The sequence below is a fragment of the Marinobacter halodurans genome, from assembly GCF_004327985.1.
Lineage (GTDB): Bacteria > Pseudomonadota > Gammaproteobacteria > Pseudomonadales > Oleiphilaceae > Marinobacter_A > Marinobacter_A halodurans.
The window spans coordinates 1-12,700 of sequence record NZ_SJDL01000003.1 but is presented as its reverse complement, the minus strand read 5'-3'; the positions used below and the strand labels follow the sequence as shown (position 1 = coordinate 12,700).

Below are 12,700 nucleotides of genomic sequence, written 5' to 3'. Positions count from 1 at the left end.
GGCGCACTATCTTGAATACATAGGCCGGCTCGCCACGAGCCCCGCAGACCGTCAATCCAGCGATGACAAAAAGCGTGTAACCGTCTGCCAACCCATCCCTTAACCGGAAACCTATTCAAGCGAGGCAGCTATGAACTTTCAACGCATCAACCCGCTCACCGGTGAAGTCGCCAGTGAAGCACCTGCCATGAAAGCCGGCGATATGGGCCCCCTGGCCGGGAAGGCCCAGGCCGGCTTCGAAGCCTGGTCGAAACAGGGACCCAACGCCCGCCGCGCAGTGCTGTCGCGGGCCGCCAACGCCCTGGAGGCCCGCCAGGACGCCTTCGTCAAGGCGATGATGGAAGAAACCGGAGCCACCGAGGGCTGGGCCCTGTTCAACCTGGGCCTGGCCGCTTCCATGCTGCGCGAGGCCGCCTCGCTGACCACACGGATCAACGGTGAGGTGATCCCGTCTGACAAGCCCGGCTGCCTGGCCATGACCCACCGGGATCCGGTCGGGGTCATCCTGGGCATCGCGCCCTGGAACGCGCCCATCATCCTGGGCGTTCGCGCCATCGCCACGGCCCTGGCCTGCGGCAACGGTGTCATCCTGAAGGCATCGGAGATCTGCCCCCGCACCCACAGCCTGATCGCGGAGGCCCTGAATGACGCGGGCTTCCCGGCAGGTACCGTCAGCCTGGTCACCAACGCTCCCGAGGATGCCGGCGAGGTGGTCGGCGCCCTGATCGACCATCCGGTGGTCAAGCGCATCAACTTCACCGGCTCCACCGAGGTGGGGCGCATCATCGCCAAACGGGCGGCCGAACACCTCAAACCCTGCCTGCTGGAACTGGGCGGCAAGGCACCGTTTGTCGTGCTGGAAGATGCCGACCTGGATGAAGCCGTCAACGCCGCGGCCTTCGGCGCGTTCATGAACCAGGGGCAGATCTGCATGTCCACCGAACGGCTAGTGGTGGTCGACGCCGTTGCCGATGCCTTCGCCGCCCGATTCGCGGAGAAGGTGCAGGGCCTGAAAACCGGCGATCCCCGCGACGGCAAGGCCCCGCTGGGTGCCGTCATCGGCCACGACACCGTGGAGCGGGTCAACGCCCTGATCCGGGATGCCGTGGACAAGGGCGCCACCGTACTCACCGGCGGCGCCGACGACTCCCTGTTGATGCCCGCCACTGTGCTGGACGGCGTCACCGCCGGGATGGACATCTACCGGGACGAAAGCTTTGGCCCCGTGGTCGCCATGATCCGGGCCCGGGATGAAGACCATGCCATCGAGATCGCCAACGACAGCCAGTATGGCCTCAGCGCCTCCCTATTCACCCGGGACCTGTCCCGGGGGCTGAAGCTGGCCAAGCGGATCCGTTCCGGGATCTGCCACGTCAACGGCCCGACCGTCCACGACGAGGCCCAGATGCCCTTCGGCGGCCTGGGGGACTCCGGTTACGGCCGCTTTGGCGGCCAGGCAGGCATCGATCAGTTTACCGAATTGCGCTGGATCACCGTCGACACCGAATCCGGCCATTTTCCCTTTTAAACCCTGAAGTAGATCGAGGACTTGGAATGACTACCGAACGAAGCGAAGCCGAAACGGTCGCCTACACTGTTGAGAACCGGATCGCCTGGGTCCGGTTCAACCGACCGGAAAAGCGCAACTGCATGAGCCCCAAGCTGAACCGCCAGATGATGCGGGTACTGGATGAACTGGAGTTCCGGGACGATGTCGGGGTGCTGGTGCTGACCGGCGAAGGCTCCGCCTGGTCCGCGGGTATGGACCTCAAGGAATATTTCCGCGAGACCGAAGCCCAGGGGCTGGGTGCCACCCGCCAGGCCCAGCGCGAATCCTATGGCTGGTGGCGCCGCCTGCGCTGGTACCAGAAGCCGACCGTGGCCATGGTCAACGGCTGGTGTTTCGGCGGCGGTTACGGTCCACTCTTCTCCTGTGACCTGGCGTTTGCCAGCGACGATGCCACCTTCGGCCTGAGTGAAATCAACTGGGGCATCCTGCCCGGCGGCGGGGCCAGCAAGGTGGTGGTCGATCTGATGCCGCTGCGCCAGGCCCTGTACCACGCCATGATGGGCGAGAACATCGACGGCCGGACCGCCGCGGAATGGGGGCTGGTCAACGAATCCGTGCCGGCCGACCAGCTGAAGGCCCGGGTCACCGCCGTCTGCGAGGTCCTGCTGGAGAAAAACCCGATTGCCCTCAAGGCGACCAAGGATGCCATTCGCCGGGTCAAGGAAATGACCTACGACAACGCCGAGGACTACTTGGTCCGCGCCCAGGAGGCGGCCAACAGCTTCGACAACGATGGCCGCAAGGAAGGCATCCGCCAGTTCATCGACGAGAAGAGCTACAAGCCGGGCCTGGGCGCCTACGATAAATCCAGGCATACGCAGTAAGGGAGACATCACCATGGACTTTCTCGGGTTTCAGGCCAGCATCCGACCAGACACCCTGGCGGTGGAAGACCTGACCTTCGATCGCCGCTGGACCTATGCGGCCTTTGATCGATTCGTCAGCCAGGTGGCCAGCGACCTGGGCCAGCGCGGCATCGGTATCGGCGACCGGGTGGCCGTGCTGTCGAAGAACCGCGCTGAGCTGATCGCCCTGCACCTGGCCTGCGCCCGCTGCGGCGCCCTCTTCGTGCCCTTGAACTGGCGGCTGTCCCGGCCCGAGATCGATGTCCTGCTGGCCGACTGCGAACCAGCCCTGTTCTTCGGCGACAGCCTCGCCGGGGACCTGGGACTGGCTCACGAGCCCATCGACAACCTGTTCGACTCGGCACAGAACCAGACGCCCATGGCGCCCCGCAGCCTGGACAAGTCATTGCCGTCACTGATTCTCTACACCTCGGGAACCACCGGGACGCCCAAGGGCGTCCTGCACACCGAGGCGAGCATCCTGGAGACGACCATCAACGCCTCGCTGGTCTGCCAGGTGGATGCGGCGTCCGTCTTTCTCTGCGACACGCCGATGTTCCACACCATCGGGCTGATCACCTGCGTTCGCCCCGCGCTGTACAACGGCGGGCGCCTGGCGGTCTCCGACGGCTTCGAACCGGAACGCACCCTGTCGCGACTGGAAGATGCCAGGCTGGGCATCACCCACTATTTCTGCGTGCCCCAGATGGCCAACGCCCTGCGCCAGGTGCCGGACTTCGAGCCGTCACGACTGGGCAGCCTGAAGGGGTTGCTGACCGGCGGCTCGCTTCATCCGGAGCCGCAGATCCGGGCCTGGCTGAAGGACGGCATCCCCATCGTCGATGGATACGGCATGAGCGAAGCCGGCACCGTGTTCGGCATGCCCTTCGAACTCGACCTGATCGACCGCAAGGCCGGCTCTGTCGGCGTACCCTCCCACCGCATCGAGGCCCGCCTGGCCAACGCCAGCGACGAGCCGTTGCCGGACGGTATGCCCGGCGAAGTCCAGCTCAGGGGCGACAACCTGGCGGTGGGGTTCTGGGGTCGGGAACAGGCGTTCCGGGACTGCTTCACCGCCGATGGCTGGTACCGCACCGGCGACATCGCCATCCGTGACGCCGACGGCTTCTATCGCATCGTCGACCGCAAGAAGGACATGTTCATCAGCGGCGGCGAGAACGTCTTCCCGGCGGAAGTGGAAGCCGTGGTACTGACCCAGCCGGAGGTCCTGGAGTGCGCGCTTGTCGGCATGCCGGACGAGCGCTGGGGGGAAGTGGGCTGCCTCTTCGTGGTGCCCCGGCATCCGGAAGCGCCACCCACGCCGGAGGCCATACTGGCGGGGCTCGATGGTCAACTGGCCCGCTACAAACTACCAAAGAAAGTCGTGATCCTGGACGAACTGCCCAAGAGCGCCACCGGCAAGGTCCTTAAACGAGCACTCAGGCAATAGCCCTTTGCCCTGCCCGGCCTTCGGGCCACATTAAACCCCGGCATGTCACCATGCCGGGGCTTTTTATCGGACGGATCCGCGAGCCGGATCAGCCTTCGTTCTTATCCCCTTCACGGATGTTCAGGTAGGTCCGCTCGGAGATATCCGTGTACGGCACTACCTTGTCACGGAAGGCCTTATAGGACTCGTAGGCCTTGCGGGCCATCTCGTCCTTCTCGGCCAGTTCCTTGACGGTTTCCGCCGACATCTCACGCAGGCGATTGAGGACATCGTCCGGGAAGCGACGCAGTTTCACGCCTTTTTCTTCCACCAGCTCCTTGAGGGCCTGGTTGTTCTGCGCGGTGTACTCCGCCAGCATGTCCGCGTTCATCTCCCGGGCCGCCACATCGATGATGACCTGGAGGTTTTTCGGCAGTTTGTTGTAGGCGTCGGCGTTGACGATCAGCTCCAGCGCCGTGCCCGGCTCGTGCCAGCCCGGATAGTAGTAGTACTCGGCAATCTGGTGCAGGCCGAAGGCCAGGTCGTTGTAGGGACCCACCCACTCGGTGGCGTCGATGGTGCCGGTCTGCAGCGCGGTGAAGATCTCGCCGCCCGGCAGGTTGACCGGGGTGCCGCCGGCTTTTTCCAGCACGTCACCGCCGATGCCCGGAATCCGCATTTTCAGACCTTTGAGGTCATCAACGCTGTTGATTTCCTTGTTGAACCAGCCGCCCATCTGCACGCCGGTGTTGCCGCCCGGCCAGGGAATCACGCCGAACGGTTTGTAGGCTTCGCGGTAGAGTTCCAGGCCACCGCCGTGGAACATCCAGCCATTGTATTCCTGGGCGGTCAGGCCGAAGGGAACGGTCGAGAAGAACTGGGCGGCGGGGATCTTGCCCTTCCAATAATAGCCCGCACCGTGGCCCATTTCAGCGGTGCCCTGGGACACGGCGCTGAACACTTCCAGGGCCGGCACCAGGTCGCCGGCGCCGTAGACGGTGATGTCGAGCTGGCCGTCGGTCATCTCACGAACGCGGTCGGCAAAGTGTTCAGGGGCAGTGCCCAGCCCCGGGAAGTTCTTCGGCCAGGTGGTGACCATCTTCCACTTGTAGGTCTGCTTCTCCGCAGCGGGTGCCGCGGCCTGGTCGTTGGATGCTGAAGAGCCGCTCTCTTCCTGGGAACAACCGGCCAGACCAAGCCCCAATGCACCAGCCACAACGGCTGCCAAAAGGTTGCGACGTTTCATGTTTTCTCCTTTCCTGCTTTTATCGTTGTTTTTGAGGCGCCGGAGTCACGGGGACAACCAAGCTTCACCCGCTCCTGCGCTCTTTCCTGCACCGGAACATCCGGCTAAAACGCGACATCCTCCAAGGGTGTACCATAAAACGGCCGCTGACTCTTATTCAAAAGTATGAGAGTCGCAATCATTTGGCCGAACAAGTGCTCGCCGCCTCAAAGTCGCTCCAAAGGAGCATAGGCCAGGACGAGCCATTTTGAGACGTTTAGAGGGATTAATTTGGTCGTTCGCCCAATGACACTGACTTCAATCAAGCGAACCAGTCCATGTGGTCATCCAAATAACACTCAATGGCAACTTTAGCGAGACTATCTGAGATCATTGCTGCAAACGCCATAGAAACAAATTCCACATATCCTGCTAACGAATCTTAAAAAGCTTCGCTTGGTGTTGATTTGCCCCCAAAGCCCTCGGGAATAGCGTTACCCCTCTCAGCTATATCACCATCATAGAGGGCATGTGAGCGTTGTATCTGCTGCATTTCGGGTCGCCTGCTTCGTCTGATTTCCTTCATCGTCGTAGCAGAATTCCTGGACCTGGTTACCCCGTTCGATGCGCACCGGCACGTCAAAGGTCGGATGCCAGGTGGTGCGGATGACCTGCTCGTCGGTGGTGCCCTCCGCCCGGGTTTCCAGTGTCACCAGGCCGCGATCGTTGTACTCGTAACGGGTGACGTGGCCATCCCAGTCCGTCGCGGTTTCGATCCGACCTTCAGCGGTATAGGTGAAGGCCTGGTTGGCCGCGGCACAGTTCTGCGATGGCTGCCCCGCCACGGAAGACACATGCCTTGAACCGTTGACGGACGTGAAGCTGTAGATGGATTCCTTGCCCAGGGCGTTGGTGACGGTGGTGGTTCCATCGCTGTTGAACTGGAGTGTTGTCTCCTCCGTTCCATCACCGCGAGCATTGCGGTTGGTGCGTCCCTGGTCATCGTATTCCCAGGTGGCCAGCGTGTTGCCGTCATCCTGGATACTGGTCAGGGCCTGGGGGTACCGGGTGTCCTCATAGTGATAGGAGCGGACGGAATCATTGGGATAGGTGACTTGGGACAGCATGCCGTCGGCGTTGTAGGCGTAGCTGAACGTGAGTGTGGTGCCGTTATGGGCCAGCACCGCGCTCTCTATGGCCTGGGTGGTCGCGTTGTAGCGGTAGGTCAGCGTGGCCGGGGTCTTGAGGCTGCTGATCTGGCGGGAAACCAGATGACCGTCGCTGTCGAGGGTGTTCTCAATAGAGAAGGCGTCACCATGCAGGGCGTCGATCCCGGTGAGCTGGCCCTGATTGTCGAACGTGTAGACGACACCGGACTTGGCCTGGAGCCGCCACCCGGAGGGATCTCCGGCGGTATCGGCGGTGGCTTCCACCGCATCGAAGGGCGGTTGTTGCCAGGACGTAAAGGCATAGCCCGCCGTTGCGTTGCCCTTGAACGTATAACGCACCCCGCCGGTCCAGTTGACGGCATAGGTGGTCAGGCCATCATCCCCACTTGTTTTAGTTCGTGCCTCGATGGACTGGGTGTAGGGAAAAACCCACTGGCCCTGGCCGAGCGCTTCAGGGTTCGGACCCACGGTGTATAGATAGCGTCGTTGCAGGGTCAGGCCACCGGCCGAGGCATCCTGCTCGGTCTGGTAGCTGTTGCCGTTACGGACATCGATGGGATCGCCGACCACGGAAGCACACGAGGGCTTTTCTTCGGTGACGCATTCGCCTATACCCGGATCAAATCGCCCTCCGCTTGGACAACGATTCCCATTGCAAGTTGCTATTCTATTCTCTACCCGATATTCAAAACAAAGATATGAGAATTTTCCATCATTGGCTCCATAAAACTGAGCGGTATATGGACTACAGGCGGCAGCGACCGAAGAAAAGTAGCCAGTTGGACTGCACTCAATCCAGGCACAAGTTGTTGCCTCGCACACATTACCCGAAAAAGCTTGTGGACTCGCGAGCCCCAAAGCGATCAAACAGAACGCCCTTATTTGATCGCGCATAGCGAAAACGCATACCCGACATACCCTATTTCCTTTAGACATTCTCAATCCTTGAGTTTTGCCATCACAACTCGCTGCACTGACATATGAAAGACTCTGGAAAAGTAAAAGCGCAGCTCGACTAAATAGCCAGAAACTCATGTCTATTTACTGAAACCATGAAACAAAAATCACTATGCAAGAAAAACTCAACCAACTAAAAACACTATTTATCGATACCTTTAGCCTTCTCCTCTACTGTTATATGTTTTCTGATTTTTAAAATTGCAGTATCTATAAAAATAAATACATCACCGTGTATTTTTGTCACTTAGGTAGAGCTTTACGCCAGGAGAAAGCTTCAAGTATACAAACAACCCCAACCCTATTAATGAGACGAACCCAACAATTAGGTGTAGATAAGGCTCGATTCGGGCACTATCACCTAAAATGAGAGAAGACAAATTTACTGTAAACCAGCTCACTACTATTACGACTGGAACACGCCGGCTTCTTTTCAAAATCATAAACGCAGCTATTAGGCATGGCACAATAGAAACGAGCAAGATTGATCCCTCGTACGCTGAAACAGGTTCAGCTGACGGCAATACATTAGCCACTGTAAATATAGCAAAAACTGGAGCCAATAACTCGAACAGTAAAATTATTTTAATAGCTAAAGGCATTAGCTGTATCTCTATATTTTTAATCATTGTCACCAACCATACACCTCGAATGTAGCGCTCGCACCAACGCCGGCACCATAATTAAACGGATTAAATTGGGCTCCTGACTTAGGCCCTTCGGAATAGTGGCCATTACTCCCATCAAAATATTTCCCGCCTTTGGCTCCGAATGACCCTTCATACGGCCCCCAATTTGCCCCTATATTAATATTTGTTCCCACCGAGTTACCAGAGGCTTTCGGACTACATGAGGTGCCTTCTGCATAAGGGTTATCAAGCAAGCCTCTATCTGTCGGACCGTTATCAAGAACGTTTAGATTTGCACCTATACCAACTCCAATCCCCAATCTACCTCCAATAAACCAATTACCCGTTTTGTTATGCCTTCCAAAAGTAATACCGCCACCTATGCCACCATAAGCGTCAAAGCTAAACGACCAAAGCCCCAACGGATCAATAAAACTAATCGGATTATTCTCAACATAAGTGTAAGTATTGACCCCACCATTGAGTCTAATCGGATCACTTTGGAGATATCTTCCGATTTTTGGATCATAATCCCTGTGGTGATTATAATGAAAACCTGTTTCTTCATCTAAATATTGGCCCGGGAACTGAAAGGGTGTATATCCAGTCGGCACGATCACTGTTGCTCCCGATTCCCCAAAGGGAAGATTACCACGTTTCCAAACAACAGCTTGGTTCTCATCGGTCACGATTGCAGGCGAACCCAAATGATCACTGTGAATAAAATACAGCTGTGCCGCTTGGGAGATTGAAGGGGGCAAAAAAGCGGTAAACACCATCAACAGAGTTCTAGACGTTTTTTTCTCACTTCCCTTTTTGCCCTTTCTCTTTAGACCTTTCATAACAAATCCTTTTGTATTTTGGGCGTTATAATTCTTCATTTTCAATCATTGCCCAAGCTTTGCGACTTTAACGGCGTCAGCAATGACCGTTCCATCCGCGTCATCCGACAGGGAGATGGAGAAGCCAACATTCAACTCATAAGTCCCCAGCGACTGCCAGGAACCGCCCCCGGAGCGTTGGTCCCGGGAGACCGTGACGTCCCCATTGACCGTTTGAATCGTATATTTGGCGTCGGAGGCGCGATTGGAGTGGCTGGTCCAGGTGGCAAAGACCTGATAGGTGCCGCCTTCTGCAATGGGCGGCATCCAGGTAAAGGTGTTGTTGCCCACACCGTCCAGGTGATAGAGGTAATCGTCGCCCTCAAACCCTTCCACCGAGCTTGAGCTATACCAGTCGCCGACCGAGGCGGTGTTCGCTGAGGCGTTGTCTGTGGTCACAGACGTCTCGCCAGCAGGGCTGCTGTCAGACGGGACCAGCTTTACGGCATCGGCGATGACCGTGCCATTGGCATCGTTGCTGAGTGCGATTTCGGCATCGGTACCGAGCGCAAAGGTGCCCAGGGACTGCCAGGTACCGCCGTTACTTCGTTGATCAACAATCGATTGGTGCTGTACGCCATTACTCGTGACGGTATAGGTGGCGTCCGAAGCCCGGTTGGAGTAGGCCGTCCATCGTGCGTAGACCGTGTAGGTTGCCGTTTCCGTCAGGCCAGGCTGCCAGTGGAAGGCCGCTGAACCATCTCCGGACAGGGCCCACTGATAGTCATCCCCATAAAAGCCGGTTTCGGTGCTCGAGTGAGACCAGGAGCCCGTACTCGATGTGCGGCTGTCCGTGTTGTCGATGATCAGCTCTGCGGAGCCACTGGAGCCGTCATTGGACAGTACCGCGACGGGCTGGTCGTTCACGTAGACGTATTCGCGAACAACGGTGCCATCCGGCTGGCTTTCGGCAATAAGATGGCCTTGGAGGTCATACTGGAAATGCAGGTTGCTGGCCGGGTCCTGGGCCACCTTGACGACCCGTTGACCCATCGCGTTGTAGAGGTAGAGTGCGTTGGTGGCGCCGTCCTCCTGCACTTCCTCAAGCCGGTTCCGGGCGTTGTAAATCAATGATCGGGTGTCCGTGGACGTCGCGTCCTGACTGACATTGCCCGCATCGGTGTAGGCAAATGTGCGACTGCCTGAAACGCCATCGGTATCGGAGGCCACCTCCAGCAGCCGGTTACTGTCCGAGGCATAGGTGTAGCTTTCGGCCTGGGTACTGCCGTCCTTCAGGATATTTCGGGTCAAGCGATTGCCTACTGGATCGTAGGAGTAGTCGATGTCCCCGTAAGGCCCGGTCGCGTCGGTCAGTTGGTTCTTCGCATCGTAGAAAAAGGTCTCGCTGTTCCCGGTATCGAGATAATCGTTGATGGACTCAATGTTGCCGACGGCATCGTAGCTGTAGCCGAGGTCCAGGACGCCGCTTTGAATCGCGGTCAGCTCGTAGTCCTGGTTGTAGGTCACGTCCCTGGCCAGGCCATTGCCGTAGACCATGTGGGACAGGGGGCCAAACGGCTTGTAGGCCAACTGGTCGACCACCGTTTGCGCCTCGGCGCCGGCCGACTCCTTGGTGATAATGGACTGTAGCTTTCCATCGGCGCCATAGCCGTACTGTAGGATGCGACCCGAAGGGTAAGTGATGACGGTCGGCTGACCGATGTCGTTGTACTGGTACGTCGTGACGTATTGCGTGGTCTCGATCGTACGGGCGTCCTTAACAACCCGCCCCAGGGCATCGTAGGTGTAGTGAGTTTCTCCGGTACGATCCACGATGCCCGTTAGCCGACCAATACCATAGTTGCCGTTGGTCGTGTCGTCGTAGGTGTACTGTATGTTCTCTTCCGAAGATGCCGGGTAAGCGATGGACGTGAGGCGGTTCATCGCATCGTAGGTGTATTGGGAGATCACGCCCCGGGCATCGGTTTTCTGGATCTGGTTACCGGCGTCGTCATAGGTGTAGGTCGTGGTTCCGGTATCCGGGCTATGGAGCGCTGTCACGTCGCCGGCAAAGTTGTACTCGTAGGTCGTCTTGAGACCCCGCTGATCCGTCACCGAGGTCAGGTTGTCCGCCGAATCGTAGGTGAAGGTCACCTGCCCCTGGAGCGGATCGGTAACCTGGGTGAGGCGATCCAACGCATCGTAGGCGCGTGTGGTTTCCTGGGAGTTGGCGTCGGTCACGGACGTGAGATTGGAATTCACATCGTAACCGTAGCGGGTCGTGTCCCCGTCGGCCTGGATGCTGCGTATGAGGCGCCCCAGTTCGTCGAAGGCCTGGGTATGGGCATTGGCCACCACACCGGAAGTGTCCTTGATACGTTTGGCCGTCACGTTGCCCATGGCGTCGTACTCGAACTCGATCGAGCCTACCGAGGCTAGCGTCACTGAAGTCAGTCGGCGGGCCGCGTCGTAGACGTAGGTGAGGGTCTGGCCGTTGGGTTGGGTGATAGAGGTCAGTTGGCCCACGGGGTCGTAGGTGTAGGTCCAGGATACCGTGCCGGATCCTGTCTGGATGTCACGCGAGGTGACATGGCCGCGCCAGTCGTAGGTCAGGGTGGTGACCACACCGTTGGGATCGGTGATCTGCTGGGGCAGGCCCAGTGCCGTGTAATCGGCAAACTGGGTGGTGTGTCCCAGCGCGTCTTCACGGGCGATCAGATTGTTGGTGCTGTCGTAGGTGAACGTGGTGATGTCATTGACGTCTGTGCGGGGACCATCGATGGTTTCCAGTTGCCCACTGTCGGTGTAGGTGTAGTTCCAGGTCCGCTCGGCGAGCGCCGGGTGGCTGGCCAATACCAGCAGTGGGGCAACCGCCAGCGTCAGGGCCCGTATTCCAGCCTTGCGCTCGACGGATCCGTTAATTCTTACAGCGCGCACGGTCATCCTTATCTCCTTTTTGAATCCTTTCGCTTCCGATCCCAACCGTTTATTGATTACAAGGCACAGCTAAGCGCGGGATCACTGGTGTCGCGTGTGGCCTGCTGCGTCTGATTCCCTTCGTCGTCGTAGCAGAATTCCTGGACCTGGTTACCCCGTTCGATGCGCACAGGCACGTCAAAGGTCGAATGCCAGGTGGTGCGGATGGTCTGCTCGTCGGTGGTGCCCTCCGCCCGGGTTTCCAGTGTCACCAGACCGCGATCGTTGTACTCGTATCGGGTGACGTGGCCATCCCAGTCGGTCGCGGTTTCGATCCGGCCTTCAGCGGTATAGGTGAAGGCCTGGTTGGCCGCGGCACAGTTCTGCGATGGCTGCCCCGCCACGGAAGACACATGCCTTGAACCGTTGACGGACGTGAAGCTGTAGATGGATTCCTTGCCCAGGGCGTTGGTGACGGTGGTGGTTCCATCGCTGTTGAACTGGAGTGTTGTCTCCTCCGTTCCATCACCGCGAGCATTGCGGTTGGTGCGTCCCTGGTCATCGTATTCCCAGGTGGCCAGCGTGTTGCCGTCATCCTGGATACTGGTCAGGGCCTGGGGGTACCGGGTGTCCTCATAGTGATAGGAGCGGACGGAATCATTGGGATAGGTGACTTGGGACAGCATGCCGTCGGCGTTGTAGGCGTAGCTGAACGTGAGTGTGGTGCCGTTATGGGCCAGCACCGCGCTCTCTATGGCCTGGGTGGTCGCGTTGTAGCGGTAGGTCAGCGTGGCCGGGGTCTTGAGGCTGCTGATCTGGCGGGAAACCAGATGACCGTCGCTGTCGAGGGTGTTCTCAATAGAGAAGGCGTCACCATGCAGGGCGTCGATCCCGGTGAGCTGGCCCTGATTGTCGAACGTGTAGACGACACCGGACTTGGCCTGGAGCCGCCACCCGGAGGGATCTCCGGCGGTATCGGCGGTGGCTTCCACCGCATCGAAGGGCGGTTGTTGCCAGGACGTAAAGGCATAGCCCGCCGTTGCGTTGCCCTTGAACGTATAACGCACCCCGCCGGTCCAGTTGACGGCATAGGTGGTCAGGCCATCATCCCCACTTGTTTTAGTTCGTGCCTCGATGGA

Annotated in this window: 7 protein-coding genes and 1 pseudogene; 3 read left to right on the top strand and 5 right to left on the bottom strand. The window is 58.7% G+C overall.

Going from position 1 to position 12,700, the window contains the following annotated elements; translation table 11 throughout:
- The first annotated feature begins 130 nt into the window (after positions 1-130).
- Genes EZI54_RS02410 through EZI54_RS02400 form a run of 3 tightly spaced genes read left to right on the top strand, consistent with a single transcriptional unit; the run spans position 131 to position 3,865 of the window.
- Positions 131-1,528: an aldehyde dehydrogenase gene (locus EZI54_RS02410; protein WP_131478679.1), complete on the top strand. Its 1,398-nt coding sequence runs from the start codon at positions 131-133 to the stop codon at positions 1,526-1,528.
- A 26-nt stretch (positions 1,529-1,554) separates the two neighbouring features.
- A complete protein-coding gene (locus EZI54_RS02405) occupies positions 1,555-2,394 on the top strand; it encodes a p-hydroxycinnamoyl CoA hydratase/lyase (protein ID WP_131478677.1) in 840 nt (279 codons plus the stop codon).
- 13 nt (positions 2,395-2,407) lie between these two features.
- Complete coding sequence (locus tag EZI54_RS02400) at positions 2,408-3,865, top strand: AMP-binding protein (protein ID WP_131478675.1); 1,458 nt, start codon at positions 2,408-2,410, stop codon at positions 3,863-3,865.
- A gap of 88 nt (positions 3,866-3,953) precedes the next feature.
- Here EZI54_RS02400 and EZI54_RS02395 read toward each other — a convergent pair whose 3' ends face one another.
- From EZI54_RS02395 to EZI54_RS02375, 5 genes and pseudogenes are all read right to left on the bottom strand, one after another.
- Positions 3,954-5,090 carry a TRAP transporter substrate-binding protein gene (locus tag EZI54_RS02395; protein ID WP_131478673.1) on the bottom strand — a complete coding sequence of 379 codons (1,137 nt, stop codon included), beginning with the start codon at positions 5,088-5,090 and terminating at the stop codon, positions 3,954-3,956.
- Between the two features lie 497 nt (positions 5,091-5,587).
- Positions 5,588-6,808: an RHS repeat protein gene (locus EZI54_RS02390; RefSeq protein WP_131478671.1), complete on the bottom strand. Its 1,221-nt coding sequence runs from the start codon at positions 6,806-6,808 to the stop codon at positions 5,588-5,590.
- Positions 6,809-7,826: 1,018 nt separating this feature from the next.
- Entirely contained in the window at positions 7,827-8,705 is an 879-nt protein-coding gene (locus EZI54_RS02385) for an RHS repeat-associated core domain-containing protein (protein ID WP_131478669.1), read from the bottom strand.
- A 6-nt stretch (positions 8,706-8,711) separates the two neighbouring features.
- The gene (locus tag EZI54_RS02380) at positions 8,712-11,588 is read right to left on the bottom strand and encodes a golvesin C-terminal-like domain-containing protein (protein WP_131478667.1); all 2,877 of its coding nucleotides are present in this window, start codon (positions 11,586-11,588) and stop codon (positions 8,712-8,714) included.
- Positions 11,589-11,638: 50 nt separating this feature from the next.
- Positions 11,639-12,700: pseudogene (locus EZI54_RS02375) on the bottom strand (RHS repeat protein); the annotation flags it as partial.